21 protein-coding genes are annotated in these 22,666 nt (G+C 40.8%); 12 read left to right on the top strand and 9 right to left on the bottom strand.

Annotation, left to right across the window (positions count from 1 at the left end):
• Positions 1 to 30 precede the first annotated feature (30 nt).
• The 5 genes from V7K79_RS15705 to V7K79_RS15685 all read left to right on the top strand — a co-directional run bounded on the left by V7K79_RS15705 (position 31) and on the right by V7K79_RS15685 (position 5,803).
• Complete coding sequence (locus V7K79_RS15705; RefSeq protein WP_335048938.1) at positions 31 to 1,287, top strand: FAD-dependent oxidoreductase; 1,257 nt, start codon at positions 31 to 33, stop codon at positions 1,285 to 1,287.
• Between the two features lie 419 nt (positions 1,288 to 1,706).
• A complete protein-coding gene (locus tag V7K79_RS15700; protein ID WP_335048937.1) occupies positions 1,707 to 2,279 on the top strand; it encodes a single-stranded DNA-binding protein in 573 nt (190 codons plus the stop codon).
• Positions 2,280 to 2,716: 437 nt separating this feature from the next.
• A complete protein-coding gene (locus tag V7K79_RS15695; RefSeq protein ID WP_335048936.1) occupies positions 2,717 to 2,869 on the top strand; it encodes a hypothetical protein in 153 nt (50 codons plus the stop codon).
• 49 nt (positions 2,870 to 2,918) lie between these two features.
• Positions 2,919 to 3,704: an aquaporin Z gene (gene aqpZ / locus V7K79_RS15690; RefSeq protein WP_335048935.1), complete on the top strand. Its 786-nt coding sequence runs from the start codon at positions 2,919 to 2,921 to the stop codon at positions 3,702 to 3,704.
• Between the two features lie 212 nt (positions 3,705 to 3,916).
• Positions 3,917 to 5,803 (top strand): ABC transporter ATP-binding protein, encoded by a 1,887-nt coding sequence (locus V7K79_RS15685; RefSeq protein ID WP_335048934.1) that lies wholly within the window; start codon positions 3,917 to 3,919, stop codon positions 5,801 to 5,803.
• Positions 5,804 to 6,245: 442 nt separating this feature from the next.
• On the opposite strand, the gene ureG is transcribed toward V7K79_RS15685, so the two are convergent.
• From ureG to V7K79_RS15655, 6 genes are all read right to left on the bottom strand, one after another.
• Positions 6,246 to 6,842 carry an urease accessory protein UreG gene (gene ureG / locus V7K79_RS15680; RefSeq protein ID WP_335048933.1) on the bottom strand — a complete coding sequence of 199 codons (597 nt, stop codon included), beginning with the start codon at positions 6,840 to 6,842 and terminating at the stop codon, positions 6,246 to 6,248.
• Positions 6,843 to 6,883: 41 nt separating this feature from the next.
• Positions 6,884 to 7,561 carry an urease accessory protein UreF gene (locus V7K79_RS15675; protein WP_442938945.1) on the bottom strand — a complete coding sequence of 226 codons (678 nt, stop codon included), beginning with the start codon at positions 7,559 to 7,561 and terminating at the stop codon, positions 6,884 to 6,886.
• Positions 7,551 to 7,997: an urease accessory protein UreE gene (ureE, locus tag V7K79_RS15670; RefSeq protein WP_335048931.1), complete on the bottom strand. Its 447-nt coding sequence runs from the start codon at positions 7,995 to 7,997 to the stop codon at positions 7,551 to 7,553. The genes V7K79_RS15675 and ureE overlap by 11 nt, the downstream gene beginning before the upstream one ends.
• Before the next feature lie 53 nt (positions 7,998 to 8,050).
• Positions 8,051 to 9,880: a PAS domain-containing sensor histidine kinase gene (locus V7K79_RS15665; protein ID WP_335048930.1), complete on the bottom strand. Its 1,830-nt coding sequence runs from the start codon at positions 9,878 to 9,880 to the stop codon at positions 8,051 to 8,053.
• 63 nt (positions 9,881 to 9,943) lie between these two features.
• Positions 9,944 to 12,622, bottom strand: a complete 2,679-nt coding sequence (locus tag V7K79_RS15660) for a sensor histidine kinase (RefSeq protein ID WP_335048929.1) — start codon at positions 12,620 to 12,622, stop codon at positions 9,944 to 9,946.
• Positions 12,613 to 12,759, bottom strand: coding sequence for a hypothetical protein (locus V7K79_RS15655; RefSeq protein WP_335048928.1), 147 nt, complete (start codon positions 12,757 to 12,759; stop codon positions 12,613 to 12,615). Before V7K79_RS15655 ends, V7K79_RS15660 begins: the two co-directional genes overlap by 10 nt.
• A gap of 432 nt (positions 12,760 to 13,191) precedes the next feature.
• On the opposite strand from V7K79_RS15655, the gene V7K79_RS15650 reads away from it, so the two are divergent.
• Both V7K79_RS15650 and V7K79_RS15645 read left to right on the top strand, forming a co-directional pair.
• Positions 13,192 to 14,319, top strand: coding sequence for a sensor histidine kinase (locus V7K79_RS15650; protein ID WP_335048998.1), 1,128 nt, complete (start codon positions 13,192 to 13,194; stop codon positions 14,317 to 14,319).
• Positions 14,320 to 14,560: 241 nt separating this feature from the next.
• On the top strand, positions 14,561 to 15,148 hold the full coding sequence (locus V7K79_RS15645; protein WP_335048927.1) for a Uma2 family endonuclease: 588 nt from the start codon (positions 14,561 to 14,563) through the stop codon (positions 15,146 to 15,148).
• Between the two features lie 115 nt (positions 15,149 to 15,263).
• Here the strand turns inward: V7K79_RS15645 and V7K79_RS15640 are convergent, their stop codons facing one another.
• Positions 15,264 to 16,355, bottom strand: a complete 1,092-nt coding sequence (locus V7K79_RS15640) for a hypothetical protein (RefSeq protein ID WP_335048926.1) — start codon at positions 16,353 to 16,355, stop codon at positions 15,264 to 15,266.
• A 225-nt stretch (positions 16,356 to 16,580) separates the two neighbouring features.
• On the opposite strand from V7K79_RS15640, the gene ada reads away from it, so the two are divergent.
• The 3 genes from ada to V7K79_RS15625 are packed head-to-tail and all read left to right on the top strand — an operon-like array spanning position 16,581 to position 19,336.
• Positions 16,581 to 17,702, top strand: coding sequence for a bifunctional DNA-binding transcriptional regulator/O6-methylguanine-DNA methyltransferase Ada (gene ada, locus V7K79_RS15635; protein WP_335048925.1), 1,122 nt, complete (start codon positions 16,581 to 16,583; stop codon positions 17,700 to 17,702).
• Positions 17,686 to 18,321: a DNA-3-methyladenine glycosylase family protein gene (locus tag V7K79_RS15630; RefSeq protein ID WP_335048924.1), complete on the top strand. Its 636-nt coding sequence runs from the start codon at positions 17,686 to 17,688 to the stop codon at positions 18,319 to 18,321. Before ada ends, V7K79_RS15630 begins: the two co-directional genes overlap by 17 nt.
• Positions 18,322 to 18,370: 49 nt before the next feature.
• The gene (locus tag V7K79_RS15625) at positions 18,371 to 19,336 is read left to right on the top strand and encodes a DMT family transporter (protein ID WP_335048923.1); all 966 of its coding nucleotides are present in this window, start codon (positions 18,371 to 18,373) and stop codon (positions 19,334 to 19,336) included.
• A gap of 130 nt (positions 19,337 to 19,466) precedes the next feature.
• Here the strand turns inward: V7K79_RS15625 and dapF are convergent, their stop codons facing one another.
• Positions 19,467 to 20,306, bottom strand: a complete 840-nt coding sequence (gene dapF / locus V7K79_RS15620; RefSeq protein ID WP_335048922.1) for a diaminopimelate epimerase — start codon at positions 20,304 to 20,306, stop codon at positions 19,467 to 19,469.
• Positions 20,307 to 20,375: 69 nt separating this feature from the next.
• On the opposite strand from dapF, the gene V7K79_RS15615 reads away from it, so the two are divergent.
• A complete protein-coding gene (locus tag V7K79_RS15615) occupies positions 20,376 to 20,591 on the top strand; it encodes an Hfq-related RNA-binding protein (RefSeq protein ID WP_335048921.1) in 216 nt (71 codons plus the stop codon).
• A 408-nt stretch (positions 20,592 to 20,999) separates the two neighbouring features.
• On the opposite strand, the gene V7K79_RS15610 is transcribed toward V7K79_RS15615, so the two are convergent.
• A complete protein-coding gene (locus V7K79_RS15610) occupies positions 21,000 to 21,185 on the bottom strand; it encodes a hypothetical protein (protein WP_335048920.1) in 186 nt (61 codons plus the stop codon).
• A 284-nt stretch (positions 21,186 to 21,469) separates the two neighbouring features.
• On the opposite strand from V7K79_RS15610, the gene V7K79_RS15605 reads away from it, so the two are divergent.
• Complete coding sequence (locus V7K79_RS15605; RefSeq protein WP_335048919.1) at positions 21,470 to 22,390, top strand: diguanylate cyclase; 921 nt, start codon at positions 21,470 to 21,472, stop codon at positions 22,388 to 22,390.
• The last annotated feature ends 276 nt before the right edge of the window (positions 22,391 to 22,666 follow it).

The raw sequence follows: 22,666 nt of genomic DNA, 5'->3' as shown, positions 1-22,666 counted from the left end.
TAAATTTTAGGGCTGTCAGGAGGTGTTGTTATGACTACCGATGTACCTAAAAATCTTTCCCAAGACCTAAGCATTAACCCTGTCCATGACATTGTAGACGTACAAACCACAGATTGTTGCATTGTGGGTGGAGGCCCAGCAGGAGCAGTATTGGCCCTGTTGTTAGCGCGTCAAGGCATTTCTGTGATGTTGTTGGAAGCACACAAAGACTTAGATCGCGATTTTCGCGGCGATACGATTCATCCGTCGGTGATGGAAATTATGGAGGAATTGGGACTTAGCGATCGCTTGCTAGAACTCTCCCATACTAAAATGCGCCAAATTAGTATTCAAACTCCTCAAGATAATGTCACATTTGCAGATTTTAGCCATCTGAAAACCCATTATCCCTACATTACAATGCTTCCCCAGGTAAAATTCCTGGAGTTCATTACCCAAGAAGCACAAAAATATCCTAGTTTCCATCTGGTGATGGGTGCGAATGTGCAGGAATTAATTACTGAAAATGGTGTGATTCAAGGTGTCCGCTATCGAGGAGGAGGTGGTTGGCATGAAATTCGGGCAATACTGACAGTGGGTGCAGACGGTCGCCACTCACGTTTACGCCACTTAGGTGAGTTTGAATCCATCGAAACTTCGCCACCAATGGATGTCCTCTGGTTTCGCCTACCGCGTCAGCCAGAAGACTCTGAAGGGGGAATGGGGCGCTTTGGTCAAGGTAAGCTAATCGCCATGCTTGACCGTGGTGATGAGTGGCAAGTTGCATATATCATTCCTAAAGGAGGCTATCAACAACTAAGGGCTGCGGGTTTGGAGGAATTAAAAAAATCTGTTGTCGAAGTGGTGCCAGAATTCCAGCAATACATTCAAAATTTACATGATTGGTCACAAATAGCTTTTCTCTCTGTCGAGTCCAGCCGTGTCAAACGTTGGTATCGTGAAGGTTTGTTACTCATCGGTGATGCGGCTCATATAATGTCCCCTGTTGGTGGAGTTGGCATTAACTACGCGATTCAAGATGCTGTAGTTGCGGCGAATGTACTCGGCAAACCGCTCAAAAACCGACAAGTACAACTTAGCGATCTAGCAAAAGTACAACGTCAACGCGAGTTACCCACACGCATCATTCAGGCGTTTCAAACTTTTATTCAAAAGCGGGTATTGGCCCCAGTTCTCACCTCAAATCGCACCTTTGTACCACCTGCGTTTTTGCGCTTACCCATCTTGCGCGACCTTCCAGCCAGGTTGATCGCCTTGGGTGTTTTTCCAGTTCACGTCAAGGCTTAATTTTTGCCAAAAATCTTTTCTATTTAATCAATTAATGGTACAATTATACTACTCTATGCAGAATTGAATGCTCATTTAGTCAAGCGAGGGTGGCGAACAGTATACTCAATGCTGTTCAAAGCGATCGCTTGGCTTTTATGCTAGAAAGAACTAAAAACTCAAAGCGTAAGAATTCTGCACCCAGGAGTCAGAAGTCAGAATTGATAAGGAGTTTAGTATGATTGGTATATTCATTCATCAAGTGTTCTCCTGACTCCTGAATTCTGAGTCCTGAATTCTCTTCTCAGAGTGGATGTAGAAAATTTGTTCAAACATTATTAAAAAATGCAAAAGATTAAACCTATTTAGATATTAATTACCACTACATAGAAAAACCCCTCTTTTTGAATCAGCACTTTTTGCAGTCAGGAGTAATTTTAATGAATAGCTGCGTTTTGATGGCAGAAATTATCAACGAGCCGCAACTCCGTTATACAGCCGATAATCTCGGAGTCACGGAAATGCTGGTGCAGTTTCCCAATTCTCAGAAACCAGAAGATCCGCCAGCCACGCTGAAAGTTGTTGGTTGGGGGAATTTAGCAACAGAAATTCAGCAAAACTACCACCAAGGCGATCGCGTCATCTTGGTAGGACGTTTAAGTATGAATACTGTTGATCGTCAAGAAGGTTTTAAAGAAAAACGCGCTGAATTGACAGTACAACAAATTCAATCTGTTGGAGGTAGTTTTAATACCGATCCATTACCCTCAGCAACCGTAACTCCATCATTCACTGAAACTGCTCCCCGACAACCATCTTCAGCATCTCGTCCTCCACAGAAAGAGGTTCCCACTTACGAGTCAGCACGTCCAGCGCCTACTCCAGCGACAAATCCTGTTGGCGTTGCTCCCCAAACGAAAACTTACGAACCCGTACCCCAACCCACTTATGAGCGAACCACTTATCCAGCAGTGAAAGAGGAAGAACCAGATCCAGATGATATTCCCTTCTAAAGTTGGTAATTGAGCGTGTATTTAATTTGCTTACATACTTGGCAAAAAGCATTACGATTAGACAATTCCTACAAATAGCCATCCTTTAGGATGTGCTATTTTTTTGTCTGCCTTGACACTTTGCGTCTTATCGTGAGAAATCGCTTAGTTTAGCTATCGAGTGATTTAGAAATAGAGAAAGTTATACCGTTTTTTAAGCAACTGAGGTACACCCAAATCTTTTTTAGCAAAGTTAGTACTTTGAAAACGTACCTCACCAAATCAGGAACCACTATATAAGCAGGTGGGTGGGAAAATTTATCGTTGAGATGAGGCAGATGGCAGAGGGCAAGAGGCAGGAGGGAAGAGGGTTTTAGTCTATTTAATTTTTCTTTACATAGTTTTGTTTTATTGTGCCAACTTACTTAGTAAGAAGCTATCCTATTAATAAGATTTGTGTGACAAAGCTTAAGCTGATTGAGAACCAAAAAACGAAAAATCAAGGTTTTTTAGCACATTTTACAAAGCTATTACAACCATCTATAAAAGCTGATAAGTTTAACGGTGTTGGCGCTAAATCTGTAGTTACAATATTTAAAAAAATTTCTTAACGCTTAATTTATAATGCTTTCAATCAGTTGCTTAAGCAAGGAACTATTTATGGTATCAATTTTTACACGATGTTTAGCAGAGTTTGTGGGTACTTTTGTACTAGTATTGGGTGGCTGCGGAAGTGCTGTTTTTGCAGCAGCATTTCCAGACGCTAAAGCCAATGAATTAGGAATTGGCTTTGTAGGTGTTGCTCTGGCTTTTGGTCTAACAGTGCTAATTATGGCTTACGCAGTCGGTCATATATCCGGTGCTCATTTTAACCCTGCTGTATCATTTGGTCTTTGGTCAGGAAAGCGTTTTCCTGGCTCTGAGTTACTTCCATACATTATTGCTCAGGTATTGGGATCAATATTAGCCGCAGGTCTAGTTTATTTAATTGCCAGTGGTAAACCAGGCTTTACGCTTTCTGGTTCCAATCCGTTAGCGACAAATGGTTTTGGCGTACACTCTCCTGGAGGCTATTCACTGGCTGCTAGTTTCATTACAGAGGTTGTACTTACCTTCATTTTTTTAATTGTGATCTTAGGTGCAACAGATGGTCGTGCACCAAAGGACTTTGCACCAATTGCTATCGGTTTGGCACTAACACTGATTCATTTGATTAGCATACCCATAACGAATACATCAGTCAATCCTGCTCGTAGTACTGGTCCAGCACTTTTTGCTGGCGTAGAACTGTTTAAGCAAGTATGGCTGTTTTGGGTAGCTCCAATTTTAGGTGCGATATTGGCAGGTTTATTCTATTCAAGAGCTTTAGGTGAATCAGGCGCACCAGTTGTAGGTGAGGCAGAACGTGAATTTTCGCCCGATGCGGATGATTATTCGCGACGATAGTAACCTAAGTTGCAAGTTATCAGACTCTAGGGTGCTTCAAGCACAGAGTTGAATTCGATCTAGATGCAACCAGATGTACGGTTGCGCTACGCGCAACCACAAATCAAACTCAATCAAAACTAGATATACTTAACTACTGATTTACCTACACATACATCAAAACTATTGTTAAAATCCAAATAATTTTCAGTTAAGATTCATACCCAACTCCTATGAGAGAAACTGTCCTAGAGGTTCGCAATCTCCAAGTTGAATTTCCCGGTGATGGCAATCACGTCAAAGCTTTGGATGGTATTTCCTTTGAGTTGCATCGAGGTGAAACTCTAGGAATAGTAGGAGAATCAGGGAGTGGTAAATCAGTGACAGCCCTAGCTGTGATGAGTTTGTTGCAAACTCCCGGTATAGTGACTGGCGGTGAAATCTGGTTTCGTCCTCAAGAGAATGCTAACCCCATCGATTTAGTAACATTGCCTCCTGAGCAAATGCAGTTACACCGGGGTGGCGACATCGCCATGATTTTTCAAGAACCGATGAGTTCGCTTAATCCGGTTTATAACATCGGGTTTCAGCTAATAGAAGCGATTATGCGACATCAAAATGTGTCAGCAGCCCAAGCACGACAAATTGCGATCGCAGGTCTGCAAGAGGTTAAACTTCTACCTAGTGATGAAGAGATCCAACAGCAGTATATCGAAACTTGGCATCAAAGCAACAGCAATTCATCGAAACCAGAACCATCAAAGTTGACGCAGTTGCTTAAACAACACAAAGAAGCCATGCTGGAACGCTACCCTCACGAACTTTCTGGGGGTCAGTTGCAACGAGTGATGATTGCAATGGCAATTTCTTGTAACCCATTAATCTTAATTGCCGATGAACCAACCACAGCTTTAGATGTGACGGTGCAAGCGACTATTTTGGAGTTAATGCGAGAATTACAGCAAAGCCGTGACATGGCAATGATTTTCATCACCCACGACTTGGGACTAATTTCAGAAATTGCTGACCAAGTAGCGGTAATGTATAAAGGCAAAGTTCTTGAATCTGGTACTTCTGAGCAAATTTTCAGTAATCCCCAGCATCCATATACTAAAGGCTTGATAGCTTGTCGCCCCACACTCAACCGTCGTCCCCAAAAATTACTTACCGTTTCTGACTATATGAGTGCAGAAGAGACGCCAACGGGACAAGTAATAATTCAGCCAAAAGAACCTGCACAACCCATAGAAGTGACTACCGAAGAGATTGCTGCAAGATTGGCAAACTTCAATGAATTGGAACCCCTGTTGCAAATCCGCAACCTGAAAGTTGGTTTTCCAGTGCGCGGGGTGTTTGGTGGGACAAAACGCTACACTATGGCAGTTAATGGCGTTTCTTTTGATGTCAAACCAGGGGAAACAGTAGGTTTGGTGGGAGAATCTGGTTGCGGTAAAACTACCCTTGGTAGAACTTTGCTGCGCTTAATTGAACCGATGAGTGGTCAGATTATCTTTGAGAAACAAGATATTACTAGTCTCAAAGGAGAACGGTTGCAAAAACTGCGGCGGGAAATGCAAATAGTCTTCCAAAATCCTTTTAGTTCCCTCGATCCCCGAATGAAGGTTGGGGACGCGGTGATGGAACCGTTGTTAATTCACTCCGTTGGTAAGACAAAACAACAACGACGCCAGCGAGTAGTCGAACTGTTAGAACGGGTGGGGTTGAGTGCAGATGCAATTAACCGCTATCCTCATCAGTTTTCTGGCGGTCAACGCCAACGGATTTGCATAGCCCGTTCTTTGGCGTTAAATCCTAAGTTTATCATCTGCGATGAATCAGTTTCAGCGCTGGATGTTTCCGTACAGGCGCAGGTATTAAATCTTCTCAAAGAATTACAGTCAGACTTTCAGCTTACCTATATTTTTATTTCTCACGATTTAAGTGTAGTGAAATTTATGAGCGATCGCATTTTAGTCATGAATCGCGGTCAAATTGTTGAAGAAGGCACAGCCGAAAGTATTTACCAAGAACCTAAAGAGGAATACACACAAAAATTAATTGCTGCGATTCCTACTGGTAGTGCTGAACGTGTGCGAAGTCGTCATCAGAAAGCTGTATAGAAATAGAATTCAGGAGTCAGGAGTCAGAATTCAGCATGGGATAGCAAAACAGTAGCGAGTATTCGAGCGTCATACTAATTCGTAATTCGTAATTAAGAAAGTTATACCAATTTGAAAAAAGAATGCGAAAAATCGATTATTTGTAGAGACGCAATTCATCGCATCTTTATCGAAAGATGTGTTGCAATCATTAATTTGATTGGTAAGCTGTTCCACATTTAACTTGCATATACTGGGCGGGCGAGACGCCCACCCCACAAGAAATGTACAATTTCAGATTATGTAAACTAGATGTGGTTTAGCTTATTAGATATGGCATGGTTTTCGGGATTTAAATGTGTTGCCTTATTTTAGAGAATTGGTGTCAAATCTGAATAAACGGTTTACACCCGTACTAAATATATAAATTTAGTTGTTTTGATTATGATTTATAAATTTTTTGTTAACAGATATTTGTACAAACAAAGTTAATTACATCTGCAAGTCCCGACTGAGTTTTTAAATTAGTAAAAATAAAAGGTTTATCGCCACGCATTTTTTTAGCATCTCGTTCCATCACACCTAAATCTGCACCAACGTATGGTGCTAAATCAGTTTTGTTAATCACTAGCAAATCAGATTTAGTAATACCAGGGCCGCCTTTGCGGGGAATTTTATCACCAGCCGCAACATCAATGACGTAAATTGTTAAATCTACTAATTCTGGACTAAAAGTAGCAGCTAAATTATCACCACCACTTTCCAAAAAGACCAAATTCAAATCGAGAAAACGTTCTTCTAACTCTTCAATTGCCGCCAAATTCATCGAAGCATCTTCGCGGATAGCAGTATGAGGACAACCACCAGTTTCTACACCCAAAATGCGATCGCTAGCCAACGCCTGAGAACGCACTAAAAATTGAGCATCCTCCTGAGTATAAATATCATTCGTCACTACCGCAATCTGATACTGCTCGCGCAATTTTTTACATAAAGCATCCACCAAAGCCGTCTTCCCCGAACCCACTGGCCCAGCAACCCCTACTCGAAATGCATTCATAACTCCTTACTCCTGTACAAACGCGATTAATCGCGTCTCTCCTAACTCCTAAACAACCTTGTATACTGCGTTTCATGCTGCATACTCGCCAGCGACAAACCCCAACTACAACAGGCGAGTTGATCGTCCTCCAAAGCGAGAATTTCCAATGTCGCAGCACTGAGTAATGATTGTAAATCTAGCAATAACTGTTGTCCTGCTGTTTGTCCAAGGGGAATAAGTTTCACGCCAGCAGTAATCAAATTACTTGCCCAACTGTGCAGATATGCGAGTAATGCTGCTTGGATGCTGATTTGCCAATGAGCAACGGCAATGCCAAAAGCGATCGCATAATTGCAAGGATTCCTAACAGCATTAGCAATAGGTATAATCTGCGGTTCTAGTTTAGCAAGTAATTGGATCAGCGATCGCCCCATTTGCCAACTAGAGGCGCGTAATTCTTCTGTTTCCCTAGCTGCGGATAACCATAAATTCCAACGGCATAAAGACTCAATATCACCTATTTTTGCAGCTTGCTGCGATCGTACCATCACCGCCGCCTCCAAGCGAATTGCCCCATAAAGCAACTCTGCTTTTAACCAATCTTTGAGATGTGACTGGTTAGCGATCGTACCATTTTCCACCAGCATTTCCAAACCTTCAGAATAACTATATGCTCCCACAGGTAAAGCGGGGCTAGCCAGCTGCAAAATACTCAAAAGATGACTATCAGTGAGCATGATGGTATTGTCCATAAGCTCCCAATTCTGGCTGAAACGGTAAAATTTCCTCTTTAACTTCCAACCCCAATTGTTCTAACATCTGGCGTAAAACCGAGTCTGAGGACAAGCGTAAATAAGTTGGGGTAATTTCTACAGGTACATGGCGATTTCCCAGATGGTATGCTGCTCGTAATAATAAAAGTGGTGTTTGGGCAAAGGCAGTGAGAATTAGTTCTGGTTTAGCAGTAACTCTGATTAAACAGCTATGGGTTTCTTCTTGCAAAATATCGCCATCGTGTAAGACAGTTCCTCTGGGTAAATGTAAAAACACAACTTTACCATCTTCAGTTTCAAAGCGATGACGAGTGCGGGTGCGTTCTTCTGCTGTCAGCGCCAGAGTGAAAGTAACTGCGGCTTCAGGGTTAGGTGGTTTAAGTTGGGTAAATGTCAGCATACAGAGTTTCGCCTGATTTTCCGCTTTTCATTATGGTTTTAATTTAACTTTAGTCAGTTAATAGGCAATGTAAACCAAAAAGTTGCCCCTGCGTTCAATGTACTGTTCACACCAATTTCGCCACCGTGAGCATGGATAATTTGCTTACACAGATACAATCCTAATCCCAAACTTACAGAATTACGGATATCTGCACCCCGAAAGTAAAGGTCAAAAAGCCGATCGCTTTGCTGTTGATTAATTCCCACGCCGTTGTCACTAACAGTACAATAAATTTTGTCATCTCCACGAGTAGCGTTGATTGTCAAGACCAATCCAGGGGGATTATGTTTGAGGGCATTAACAATTAAGTTAGAAAAAACTCGCCATAGTTGCGTGGGATCTGCATTCACTAATGGCAAATCTGCGGATACCAAATTTGTCAGCTTGGCTTGATTTTGTGTCAGCAATGGCTCCAAATCAGCGATCGCAGCTTCGACAACCGTCAATAATTGTACGACTTGACGTTGTAAAAAAACACCCTGCACCTCACTAATATGAGTTTCCATCAAGGAATTAATTAAGTTCAATTGGCGATCGCTACTTTGAATCATCCGTTCTAAAATTGAGCGTGAAATAGGGATTGGGGATTGGGAAGAGACTTCTTCAATAGTTCCCTCTTGTCTTTCTTCTTGCCCTTGATCCCCAGTTTCCAGTCCCCCACTGTTAAGCAAATTCTTCAGTACCATTAAAGTACCTAGTACTGGGTTGCGTAAGTCGTGGGAAACTGCATGGAAAAATACTCGTAGTTCTTCTTCAGTTTGCTTGCGTTGGGTAATGTCTTCAATCAAACCTTCGTAGTAAAGCAATTTTCCTTCTTCATCACAGACTGCGTAGGCTTTTTCTGAAATCCAGACAATACTCCCATCTTGACGATAAATTTGGGACTCGAACTCGGAAACGCTGCCATACTTTTCCATCAGGCGCACAAATTCTGCCCGACGGTTTGGATCGACGTACAATTGTTCAATATCAGTGAAATTTGCTGTCACCTCGTTTGCTAAAGAGTAGCCATAAATCCTGGCTAAAGCTGGATTTGCCGTAATGTAATGTCCATCAGGACTACTTTGAAAAATCCCTTCAACAGCGTTTTCAAAAATGCTGCGATATTTAGCTTCGGCAACTTTGAGTTTTTGGTAGGCAGATTCCAGTTCTTGACGGGCGAAAAATTCCGAACGTTGCAAGCGATCGTACAGATAAACACCGATGTCACATATAGTACAAAACCAGAAAATGTATAAAATGAATGTTACATCATATATTCCTGGGTGATCGGGGATTGGTGTTTTTAGCCCAAGTGCTGTATTCACACCAAAATAGTAAATCAGCACACTCACTTGAGTCAGCAAGTGAAGAATCCAGCATACGGGCATCAACACAGCTTGGCTCAAGAACAATAGCGACCAACCAATGGTATCCGGTAGCGCGAAACCAGTAAGAGTTGCAAATAACTGTGACGCGAAACTAATTGACCAAGAAGACCCTAAAAATAATAAATCTGGGCGATGACGACCTAATTTAGTTTTATGTAAGGCAAAGCAAATAATTATACTTGCAAGCATTGCCACATCAATTACCAGGCGTTGAGTTCTAAGTTCTTCTGGTAGTTGCTGCAACTCTGCAAAAGGAAAAAACAAGCCGTAAAAGTCTCGCAAAGTAAAAGACAATAGACAAATCAGTGCCAGCCATAACCATAAACGTAATCTCTGCCACAAGAAACGATTACGCCAAGCTCTATAAAGAGTGGTGATTTCATCTGTTGTTGGTGCAGAAAAGGTTTTTCTCCACCAGCTTTGCACTGTTGTAAATGGAGTAGCCATTAGCATCCGAGCAACTTTGCCCATACCTTGAGGGTGTTTCCTTTACTCAACATTGCCATAAATAACACCCTCTCATTTTTTGGTGATTTATGGGCGATTTGTTACGGATGAAGTGAACAGAGGTAGTGTAAACCAGAAAGTTAATCCACGCTTGCGATTACTCATAACCCCGATTTCGCCGCCATGCGCCTTAATAACTTTCCGACAAAGATACATTTTTAAGCCAATACTTGTAGAGCAGCAATCTTGAGGCTCGCGGACATGAAGATCGAAGAGGCGATCGCACTCTACTTTACTCATTCCCACACCATCATCTTGAATCTGAATGCGAATCATTTCCCCCTCAACGGTGGCATTCAGAGTAAAATGTAATCCTGGTGGATTATTTTGCAACCTATATGCGATCAAATGTGCTGAGACTTTCTGCAAGCAAGTCCTATCCGCCATTACTAACGGTATATCGGCAGGAACCAAGTTCTTCTGAGTTGCTTGGTTTTGCGTCAGTATAGGCTGTAAGGAGGCAAATATTTCTTTCAGGAGATTGCTAAATTGCACAGGTTCGGGTTGAATTACTAGACCCTCTTTTTCAGCAGAATTAATTTCTAGTAATGAGTTAATCATTCCCAACTGGCGATCATTCCCCTGAATCATCCGCTCGATGATTGAGCGAGATATGGGTATTGGGGATTGGGGATTGGGGATTGGGCATTGGGTATTGGGCATTGGGCATTGGGAAGAGACTTTTTCAATAATTCCCCCTTGTCCTTGATTCCCAGTCCCTGATCCCCCTTGTCCCCTTTTTCCCTGATCCCCAGTCCCTAGTCCCCAGTCCGCACTCCCCACTCCCTGATTTAACAAATTCTTTAATACCATCAAGTTACCCATCACCGAAGTTCGTAAATCGTGGGCAACTGTGTGCAAAACTACATCTTTGACACGATGCAAATTTTCAACTTCTTGTATTTTCTGCTGCAACTGCGCTGTCCGTTCTTGGACTTGGTGTTCTAAATTAGTGTTGAGTTCTGCTAGTTTTTGGTAAATCTGGCTTTGTTGAATTGCGATCGCTACCTGTTGTGACATCTGCTGTAACAAATCAATTTCTATTGGCTGCCAATCACGCGGCCCTGAGCATTGATTGGCAATTAACGCACCAAATAATTCATTATCTAGCATAATTGGTACAGTTAAAGTCGCCTTTGTTTGGAATTTCCGAAAGTGCGCTTTTACTTTGGGAGATACTGATATTTGCGTTACGTCTTCAACGACACGCACAAGATTATCTTTTAGTAAATTTCGTAATTCTTGTAAATAAGCTTCATCATTAGTAGACCAACCTGAAACTGATGGATATTTGGGATCTACTGATTCAGCAAGAGTTCTGACTCCTAAATTAGCATTATTTAAACCGATAAAAACTCGATCGGCTTGCAGAAATTGCCTAACTTCTGTCACGGTGGTTTGAAGAATTTCTTCTAAGTTAAGCGAAGACCGAATTCGCACTAGGGTTTCTGCCAACAAGCGATCGCGTTGCGCACAAAGGCGTAATTGTGCTTCTACCTGTTTGCGTTCTGTAATGTCGTGATGCACTGCTAAAATCGCAGGAGTACCATCCAAATCAATGACTTCGGCTGAAAGCAGGCTTGTAATTATCTCACCAGATTTTTGCCGAAATTCAATTTCCAAGTTACGAGCGACTCCCGTGCTTTGCAACTCTTGCACTAAGTTTAGGCGATCGCGATCGTTTACCCAAAGATTTAACTCAAAAGAACTTTTACCAATTGCTTCATCTCGCCCATAACCTGAAAGATTCACAAAACTGTCGTTAACTTCGATAAAGCGTCCATCTTGCAGCGTGCTAATCGTAATTGAATCGGGGCTACAACTAAAAGCTTTCGCAAATTTTTGAGCAAGATTTTGTAAGACGATTTCTCCTTGTTTGCGATCTGTGATATCTCGGACAATTGCTAATACTTCATCTGCACCACTAACTACCAACCGCGCCTCATAATCTCTGACTCCCAAAGATGTCGGTAGTTGATATTCACAAGTTTGCAAAATTCCAGAATCTAAAGTTTTAGCGATCGCTACTTGGCTAATGGCTACAACATCACTCGGCAATAACTCTTGCAAATTTTTTCCAACTATTTCTTCTCTCGACAAAGTGATATTTGCGTCCTCGCTTTTCAAATCTAGATACTCGCCATCGCGGCTGATGCGAAACATTAAATCGGGGATAGCATCTAAAATCGCTTTATACCGTGCCTCACTTTCTTGCAATTTTTCTTGGGCTTGTTTTTGGTTTGTAACGTCTATAACCAAGCCATGCCAAAGAAAATCACCATTTTCTTGTAATTCGGGTTGCAAAGTACCTTGAATCCATTTAAGTTTGCCACTAGGCGTAACGATCCGACTTTCCCAATGCCAAGGTGTAAGAGTCGTGCGACAAACAGCAATAGATTCTGAAAAAGCTTTTATATCCTGTGGATGAATCAGTTTGTATAACACCTGAATGTCTGCCTGTATAGCTTCTGGTTCTAATTCATACAAATATTTACAACCAGAACTAATATAAGGGATAAATACAGAACCATCCTGCCGTTGCAGAATTTGGAAAATCATTCCCGGTAAATTGCCAGTAATTGTTTCCAACAGAGTGATTTTCTCTGGTGGAAAATCTGGTTTATGCGGTGATTTTACAATTTCATCCACTCTTAGACCCTTTGATATATAAGCAATTGGCATAATATTCAAGGTAATCATAGCCATTGTAAAAGTTTTTGGCTGTCAGCGCGTAGGCGTAGCCCGTCGTAGACATCGCTAACAACAAAAAAAAGTGGCTCTTCTTTCAGAGTAGTTCTGGATGCTGCGATCGCATTCACCCAATCGGGTGAACCATTTGTCAAACAGCGAATCAGTTCAGAAGTGCTGAGTCACTTTCAGGCAAAAGTTTCATCTTTTTCTGAACACTAAGTACAGTTTTGCATAAATTCGTAGCTTTTTTAAATGCCAAGGAATATAAAGATATAGCACTGCTACGTCTCTACAAGAGTTATGAATAATAATTAATTTCTAGAAATGTCTCATAAATGACTAATTAATAAAATTTTGTAGTCAGCTAATCGTCATTAAAATAGCACTCCGTGTCTTTGCGTAAAAGTATCTGCACATCAGCTTATTTTCATATCTTTGAAAAACAAATCCTGATTTTGGGAACAATAACTATTATATGTGCTGCTAAAAGTCAAACTTGTAATAAGCAGTCTTGATTATTGAGAGCATAACCATGACAACAGCAATTCATGATTTTTATAGCATGAACAGTCACAGCAGAGGAAATAATTGGCGGCAAGCAAAATCCTCGTGCTTTAGAACATCCTGATGATATTGCTGGCATCGAGCAAGCAATGATGGAATCTGATCAAAATCTGACACCATTTGTTCATGAATGGCGACTCATCTTGCCATCAGGAACCGTGAAATGGGTACAAGCGGCATCTCGTCCAGAGCGACAAGTGGATGGTGCAATTGTTTGGGATGGTTTAATTTTAGATATTAGCGATCGCAAAGCTGCCGAAGCTATCGTCCAGCAAAAATCTCAACAACTAGAACAAGTAATTGAAGACTTACAAAAAGCCCAATTACAAATTGTCCAAAGCGAAAAAATGTCAGCCCTTGGAAATTTAGTTGCAGGTGTCGCCCACGAAATCAATAACCCAATTGGCTTTATCGCTGGAAATGTCAACGAAGCGAAGTTAGGATTAGAAGATATCATTGAACACTTGCAATTGTACCGTTCTGGTGCATCTACAGCAGAAATTGAACAACATGCCCAGGAGATTGAGATTGATTATCTTTTGGAAGATATACCCAGAATGATTAAATCTATGAACGTGGGGTGCGATCGCATTCAAAATATCAGCACTAGCTTGCGAACTTTCTCGCGGGCAGATAAGGATTACAAAGTTCTGTTTAACATCCATGAAGGTATTGATAGTACTATTTTAATTTTGAAACATCGCCTGAAAGCTAATGAGCACCATCCAGCAATTGAAGTGATTACCAACTACGGCAATATTCCCCAAGCAAAATGCTTTCCTGGGCAACTCAATCAGGTATTTATGAATTTACTAGCAAATGCCATTGATGCCTTAGAAGAATCCAACCAACGATACAGTTTTAATGAAATCCTTGCTAATATTAATCAGATTACTATTACCACATCAATGTATGATGATAATTATGTAAAAATTCAAATCTCTGACAACGGTATTGGGATGAGCGATGATGTCAAAAAACATATTTTTGAACATTTATTTACTACTAAAATTGTCGGCAAAGGTACAGGATTAGGATTAGCGATCGCTCGACAAATTATAGTCGAAAAACATCAAGGCACTTTGGTAGTAAATTCTACTTTTGGACAAGGCTCTGAGTTTGAAATAACACTACCAATCGGGAATTGACTAAATAATTCGTAATTAATATTATATTTGCATAATTAGTTATGATTTCCACAGTCAATTTTACCCCACACGCACGCCAGATGCTCTCTTTGAGAAGCAGCTGCGCGTAGATTGCTTATTTGCAGAGTACGCAGACTCGTTAACGATTCACTGGAGGGTACAGAACAAGCACTGATTGCAACTACGAATTATTTTGACAGACTACTAAAATAAATATATTGCTTTCACCCAAACTGATAATATGAATACTACCACCATCAGTTTACCTCCTATCCTCGAATTAAATATCGACTTGACTGACGAGCAATTTTTTCAGCTTTGTCAAAATAATCGAGACTTCAAGTTTGAGCGGACAGCTTCAGGGGAATTAATTATTATGCCACCTACGGGGAGTAGTACTAGCGATCGTAATGCCGATTTAACTTATCAATTAAGAGCTTGGAGTCGTCAAAATCAGCTAGGTAAATCCTTTGACTCTTCTGGTGGTTTCAAATTTCCTAACGGTGCAGAGCGTTCTCCAGATGCTTCCTGGGTGAAAATGGAACGATGGAATGCTTTAAGTGAAGCAGAAAAAGAAAGATTTGCTCCTTTGTGCCCCGATTTTGTGGTTGAGTTAATGTCTCCAAGTGATTCATTAGAAAAAACGCGAGCCAAAATGAGGGAATACATCGATAATGGCGCTAGATTAGGCTGGCTAATTAATAGAGGACAGCAACAGGTAGAAATTTATCGTTTTAATCGAGAAGTTGAAATTTTACAAAGTCCTAAAAATCTATCGGGAGAAGATGTTTTACCAGGATTTGTTTTAGATTTGGCAGAAATTTGGTGAGTAATTGTTTACCCTGAATCATTCGTAATAAACAAGAAACCCGACAAATTTTACGAAGCCGGGGATTTGTGGGTTGTAATTCTCACAAACAAAATAGGATTGCTATACTACCAAATTATGATAATTTAATTTCACGAATAGCCCAGACAAGTACTTCTAAAAACTCTTTGAGAACTAATTCATCATTCAGAGCAGAGAAAGGAATATACCAGCAATAAGGATTAATAGAAATTGATGTTCCTATGACAGACTTAAATCGAGTCAGAAGTTCTGCTTTATTTTCTTCTAAATTGAATGGTGGCTCGTAGGCACAAATTTCTACAGTGGCATTACTCCAAACTCGGAAAAAAGTACGATTTTTTCCCTGATAATAAAATTTAGGAACAAAAGAGCCATGACTTCTACCTGTACCCCATTGAATCTGCAACATTTGAATAGTCGCCCATTCTAGAATCAGACTGGCGACATGAGCCGCTTTTGGACTGTATTTAATCTCAACTTCTTTGATGAAAGTTGATGCATTCCATTGTTTTTTCTCTAAGGAAAGTGTGGGAGGTTTCTTAATTTGACCAATGACTGTAGGAACCAAAGTTTTTAAACCCTGACCTACATATTGTTTAATCTCTACTGCCAATACTTGAGCCGGACTCATTTGCTGATTTAAAAACTCGACTATCCGCTGAAGTTCGACAGGAATTTTATCAGCCACAAAGACGAGACGGACTTTACCTAATTGCAAGTTAACTTTGACTTGTTGCCAAAACTTTTCTAAATCAGCCTCTTCGTTACCAATTAAATCTATTAGTAGCTGTTCAGCATTAGAATTAGCTTCAAACTGGGGACGGATTTTCTCAATTGACCAATAAACTACCGCATTAGCTGCATAATCAAGCATCTGACCAACCACTTCTCGGCGAATCCGGGTATCGCTCCTCCGCTTAACTTCTACAATGGTGGGAATTCCATCTTGATCGAGAAATAAATGATCGAGTGCCCAACGTCCAGCACTATCTTCGCTATCTGGTATTGCTATCTCCTGTGAGATTAACAACCAGCGTCTTGGTGCAACACTGTCTATCTGTTCTCCTGCTAACAAACTCGGATAGTCAGCTAGTAGCTTTTGTAGTCCATCTTCTGATTCATAAGGTTCTTCCTTCATTTCAACTAATTGACAATTATCCTGAATCAAGTAAATACCACCACTCATAAAAACTCCGTTGTGTTGACCTAATTTAAGGTTCCCAATTTCATCGAGTAGCCAACACCTGTTCGGCGAGTTGGTATATTAAAAAATTGAGATAATCAACTTTGATCGCAACAATCAGATAGAAAGTAGTTTATCGATACATTTAATCTAGTTTTACTTAAAGGCAAAAACTAATAATGCGCGCTCGAAAGTGGGATGCTTGGCAGCAAATTTTAGGAGGCATGAATGCAATTACAACAGACACAACTTTTAGAAAAAACACTCTGGGAAGCAGTTCTCAATCGAGATTACACTTTTGAAGGCAAGTTTTTGTATGGTGTTCGCTCTACAGGCATTTATTGCCGACCTATTTGCCCTAGTCGCAGACCGAATCGGAATCAAGTTTGTTTCTTTGAGTCGGCACAAGATGCTGAAATTGCAGGTTTTCGACCTTGTAAGCGCTGTCAGCCACAATCTGAAACGGTTCCAAATACAGCCAAAATCTTAGTAGTATGTCGATATATTGAAGCACAAGTCGATCGCATCCCAACCCTCTTGGAATTATGCTCTCAGGTGGAAATGAGTCCCAGTTATCTACAAAGAATATTCAAGCAAATAATTGGCGTATCGCCTTTTCAATATGCAGATGCACTACGTAGCCAACGATTGAAACAGCGTCTTCAGTCGGGGGAAGAAATTGCTGATGCAGTTTACGACACGGGGTATGGTTCAAGTAGTCAACTTTATGAGAAAGCACCTAAACAACTGGGAATGACGCCAAAAACTTACCAACAAGCTGGAAAGACAATCAGCATTGTCTATGCGATCGCTCCATGTCCATTAGGATATTTGCTTGTGGCAACAACACACAAGGGTATCTGCGCCGTAAAATTAGGTGATCAAGCAGACAAGCTCGAACACATTTTGAAGCAAGAATTTCACCAAGCGCAGATCGTGCGTGACGATCGCACACACAAAGACTGGATACAAGCAATCCTCAATTTTATTGCAGGAGGCGAGGCACATCTTGATTTACCACTTGATATTCGTGGGACAGCATTTCAGAAACAGGTTTGGCAAGCATTACAAAAAATTCCTTATGGCGAAACCTGCACTTACACTGATATTGCTCGTAATATTGCCAAACCCCAGGCAGTCCGAGCTGTAGGTAATGCTTGTGGAGCTAATCCGATCGCGCTAATTGTACCGTGTCATCGAGTGCTGCGAAGTGATGGCAGTCTTGGTGGTTATCACTGGGGAATTGAGCGCAAACAAAAACTGCTTACACAAGAATTAGAACGCACCGCGCGGGATTATAATTCTTCCTTACTCGCCACTCCTTTTTCCAAAGATGACTCAAACACCTGAACTAGAATCGTTGACTGAAGAAAGTTTGACCCGTGGTTTAATAGTGCTTGCCAACCTTGATAGCGATTTGGCTCGGATTTTAGAAACACTGGGGCCTCCACCAATATGGTCAAGAGAAGCGGGTTTTGCAACACTGTTGTGCATAATTCTGGAACAGCAAGTTTCTGTAGCGGCTGCAAGGGCTGTATTTAAACGTCTATGTGAGGTTGTAACTCTGACGCCAGAAAACTTTTTGATATTGGATGATGTTCAATTAAGAGGAATTGGATTTAGTCGGCAAAAGATTCTATACTGTCGTGGATTGGCTCAGGCGATCGCAACTGGTCAGCTTGACCTCAGCAAACTCCAAACAATGGATGAAACTACTATCAGAACTGAGTTAAAGCGTCTCAAAGGGATCGGAGACTGGACAGTTGATATTTACTTGCTAATGGCGCTGCAACGTCCTGATGTCTTTCCTAAAGGCGATTTAGCGATCGCGATCGCTTTACAAAAACTCAAAAACTTGGCAACGCGTCCAACACCAGTGCAACTAGAAGAAATGACACAGCACTGGCGACCGTGGCGAGCAGTTGCAGCAAGACTTTTATGGCACTATTACCTAAGTAATCCCAAATAATTCCTCTTTCTTGGCACACTTAGCGGTTCCTATTATAAATATAAACTAAATGGCAGAAAATCAATTAAGCTTAATACCAGAAAAGTCTGAGAAAACTTCAAAGATACTGCCGATAATCATAGTAATAATTGCATTACTCGCTTTATCTTCAACAGCAATATTTATTAAAATTGCTGTTAGAGAAATGAGCGCTGTTGCTACATTTTTTAATCGTTTATGGATAGCGGCTATTATCTTTGGATTATGGAATGGAATTAACCAAGCACAAACTAAAATTACAGATGATGAACCTGTATTACCACAGCAGCCTTACCCAATCAAAGAGATCGCGTTTTTAATTGCAGTGGGTTTAGTTCATGTATTAGGTCGATTATCTTGGACTTGGTCGCTAACTCAGACTAGTGCTGCTAATGCTAATGCCTTAGGTTGCCTCAATCCGCTATTTACTACTTTAGGAGGATGGCTATTTTTTAATCAAATTTTTGGTCGCAAATTTATCATCGGTCTGATGTTAGCCATAATCGGTGCGATCGCTGTCGGATTTGAAGATTTATTGCGTTCTAATAATAATATTACAGGTGATGCTGTTGCCTTCATATCATCGATATTTTATGCAGCAAACTTTTTACTTATTGAACAGATCCGTAATAAATTTTCAGTTATCACCATACTTTGGTGGCGTTGTGCGATCGCAACTTCATTGATGATACCAATTGTACTAATCTTTGAAAAACAAGTTTTTCCAGTTACTTTGTCGGGGTGGTTAGTAGTGTTTGCGCTAGCTGCTATTTGCGAAACCTTGGGTCATGGGCTAATTATATACAGCCTCAAATATTTTTCATCAGGATTTATCTCTTTATTCTTACTACTCAATCCAGTGATTGTTGCGATTCTTGCTTGGATACTTTTCTCGGAAAAATTGAGTATTTTTAACTTGTTAGGTTTGGCTCTAATTTTAGCGGGTATATATCTAGCAATTTCTAATAAAGAATCTGTGCAATCTAAAGTTGAGTGAATTTTAACGAGTTCGTAGTAAAAACTTTAGCCCTGATTTTCTCAGCCCGAAAGTGCTTACTACAAACCCTTAAAATAAGTTTGTAGTCTTCTATGGTATTACTCAAGTAGTAATGCCAATGGTAAGTCGGTTACAGTTTACCAGTGAATACCTTTTTGGCCGGGCCTGTCATGTAAACTCGTTGGTCGATTTCTGACCATTCAATTTGCAAGGGACCACCAGGTAATTCTATAGTGGCAGTGCGATCGCATTTCCCAGTTAATACACCAGCTACTAAAGAAGCACAAGCACCAGTCCCACAAGCTAAGGTAATTCCAGCACCCCGTTCCCATACCCGCATTTTTAAATAGTCACGGCGTACCACTTGAATAAATTCGGTATTTATGCGTTGGGGAAAAACTGGGTGATGCTCAAATTTTGGGCCGATGGTTTCTAATTCAATTGCTGCGACATCTTCCACAAAGGTAATGCAGTGGGGATTTCCCATATTTACACAGGTGACATCCCAAGTTTTTCCCGCTACCTCTAAAGGCTGAGAAATTACTTTTTCTTGGGCGGGTACAAGGGTAGTAGGAATTTCACTAGCAAGTAACCTGGGTAAACCCATGTCTACTTTAACTTTACCATCAGATAACAGTTGGGGAGTGATTACACCACCCAAAGTATGAATGCGATATGAGTCTTGATTCCGGGATTCCCCTTCTAAGTCTGCCAAAAAGCCAGCTAAACAGCGAATGCCATTGCCACACATTTCTGGTTCAGAACCATCAGAATTAAAAATCCGCATGGTGTAATCAGTGCCGTTTTCTCCAGGCAAGGCAAAAATTACACCATCAGCACCGATACCAAAGTGGCGATCGCACAACTCGATCGCTTGCTCTGGAGTCACTACAGGCAATGATGACGAGCGATTGTCAATCAGAATAAAGTCGTTGCCTAGACCATGATACTTAGTAAATTCGATTGCCATTTCTTCAAGGATGAATTATCAAGGATTAGTTACTCTTTATTTTGCCTTGTAGGTTCATTATTACTAAAAATGCTTACCGAATTTGACACCACTTTACCCAGTATTAAACAAGTCCAAAACCTAATTAAACAAACAACGCCAGTAGAATTAAAGCTGCTGACTGGTGATGTACTTACAGGAAAGGTTTTATGGCAAGATCCACAGTGTATCTGTATTGTTGATGAAAACACTCAGCAAACCATTGTTTGGAAACAAGCGATCGCTTATATTAAACCCAAGAGTTAGTCAAAAATCGGCGTTTGAAACGCCCCTTTCCACGGTGCTGGCTAAAATTTACCAAATTAGGAAAACCTTGTAGTGTTAAAAATGATTTTTACTACCACTACAAAAAATTCTTAAGAGGTTGTTTTAAAAGTATTTGGCTGTTATTTTAAGCACTTATTGATCCCCCCTAACCCCCCTTAAAAAGTGGGGAACCGGAATCAAAGTCCTCCTTTTTAAGGAGGATTTAGGAGGATCTAGAACCTTTTGATACCGACAAGAGGACTTTTAAAACATCCTCTAACGTTACGAACCCAAACTAGTACCGTAAGGCAAAAGTCAAAAATCAAAAATCAAAAAGCTTTAATTTCGCGCTTTCTGGCTATTTTAAATGGTAGGTTTATTTACGCCGCGTTGTATAGCAAAGTGCTGTTAGCGGATAGCTAAGGTTGAGCCACTGCTGAGTAAAAACCCTTTTTTCTCAAGGCTTTGAGCCAACACTGTCCTAACATTAGTGACTACGGCTATACTATAGCGCTTCTCGTTTGCGTGAGGTACACCTGTAGGGGCACGGCAGTGCCGTGCCCCTACACCCCGCGATATAATGTTGTACCGCATCTGAATGGGAACCGCGAAGTTTGTCAAGGGAACTTGGCTATTTATTGGGTAAGGGGAAAAGGGGAAAGGTTTTTAATCCCTTTCCCTTTCCCCTTTAACCTTTCCCCAACCTCCAAGAAAGCATTTTTGGGTTGGTAGAGTACTAGTGACACTTTATTAGCCGAAGTCAACAGAGATTAGCGATCGCTTGCTTTTGCATTTAAGATTTTTATATACCAAAAGTAATGAAATAGGCATCAATCAAATAAACGTGTAATAAAATTGAAATTTTATATAGATTTCAGATGATTGTTCAGTTAGACAATCTTTGTTCCTATTACCAAAGATTTGGCGCTTGCCTAGAATCCGGCGATCAAGATGAGTCATGTTTACTGTGGGAGCAGGCATTGCAAGATGTCTTAGACTGGGTGCAGGGTAAAACTTTAAGCATTTTGGACTATCAGTTTTTGGTAGCCAACCAAGAACTAGAGCGTCGCCAACTTCAGCAAAAACTAGAAGCCGCTAATGAAGAATTGCAGCGATTAAATATTATAGCTACTATCGATTCCTTAACTCAAGTGGCTAACCGCCGACGATTTGAAGAGTATCTTGATATTGAGTTGCGGCGCATGATACGCTCACAACAGCCCCTCTCCCTCATCCTTGTTGATGTAGATTTCTTCAAATCCTACAACGATACCTATGGTCATCCAATGGGCGATCGCTGTCTTAGGGAAATTGCTAGAGTCATCGAAGATGTTGTTCAACGTCCTACTGATTTAGTTGCCCGTTATGGTGGGGAAGAATTTGCTGTAATTTTGTCTAACACAGACATACATGGTGCTGCTTACATTGCAGAAAAAATTTGCTTTGCTGTACGGAAACTGGCAATTCCCCATGAAAATTCACAAGTTAGTTCTCATGTAACCCTGAGTGCTGGGTCAGCTACAGTAATTCCTATATCTAATTTTAACTCTCAAAAAATAATTGTGGCGGCGGATAAGGCATTGTATCAAGCAAAGGCAGCAGGACGCGATCGTGTGTGCAGTCAAGAGCAAACGTTCCTCTCAGATAAGTTGTTCATTAGAGAGGAGTTATGGCTGTCTATACACAAATTCCACCAGCTTAAAGAGAAAAACCAACAGCTTATGAAGCAAGCCCAGGAGGCTATGGAGAAAAACCAACAGATTATGCACGAAAGCTCCAAAATTATGTCTATGCGATAAAATTTTTGGACAATTATTCCTGTCAATATTTGCTAATTGGATTAGTTCATTTTTTATTAAATTACTCTTCTTACAACTGATACAGCGCTTCTCGCTTGCGTGAAGTACATCCCTAGGGGCACGGCACTGCCGTACCCCTACACCCCACGATATAATGTTGTACCGCATCTAAATGGGAACCGCTATAACCCTCTTCTGTCACTTTCCGGTTATTCTAAATAAAAGGATTAGAAGAAAAAACTCTGCAAGGGAGGTAGGGCAATGGATGTAGAATTA

Origin of the sequence: Nostoc sp. (assembly GCF_036917575.1) — a bacterium.
In the GTDB taxonomy this organism is placed as follows: domain Bacteria; phylum Cyanobacteriota; class Cyanobacteriia; order Cyanobacteriales; family Nostocaceae; genus Nostoc.
Note: the sequence above shows the minus strand (reverse complement) of the source record. Positions and strands in the feature narration are given on the sequence as shown.